The organism is Siphonobacter sp. BAB-5405 (assembly GCF_002872335.1).
GTDB lineage: Bacteria > Bacteroidota > Bacteroidia > Cytophagales > Spirosomataceae > Siphonobacter.
This window is the reverse complement of record NZ_NJAG01000246.1, coordinates 1-368: the sequence shown is the minus strand read 5'-3', so window position 1 is coordinate 368 and position 368 is coordinate 1. Positions and strand designations below refer to the sequence as shown.

Below are 368 nucleotides of genomic sequence, written 5' to 3'. Positions count from 1 at the left end.
TTCGTTAGTAAAATTTTCATGATTTGAATTATAAGGGTTATGTATATATCATTCTTTTTAGAAAAAGTATCAAAAACCCCGAATGGCTTAGAGCTATCAATTCGGGGTTGTCGTACAGTTGTACGTGGTATGGCTTATCCCTAGGCGGTTGCTCCTCAGCAGAGCCGCTTACGTTTCAGCCAATATCTTTAATACGCTTCTTAGTTGAGCGTTGCTTCACATGTCCTACTAATTGCTTATCATACAGGGGTTTAGCTTCGTCTTCATGTTGTTCTGATTCAGAAATGTAAACCTTTGCATCAAAATGAGCGAACTTCTTAGCGTCGGCACTATCGCGCCATGCAATTTGAGCGTTGATTGCAAAGATG

Annotated in this window: 1 protein-coding gene; it reads right to left on the bottom strand. The window is 39.9% G+C overall.

Annotation, left to right across the window (positions count from 1 at the left end):
• Window positions 1-175 precede the first annotated feature (175 nt).
• Window positions 176-368: hypothetical protein (locus BWI97_RS28005; RefSeq protein ID WP_199182150.1), on the bottom strand; the 193-nt coding region annotated here is incomplete at its 5' end.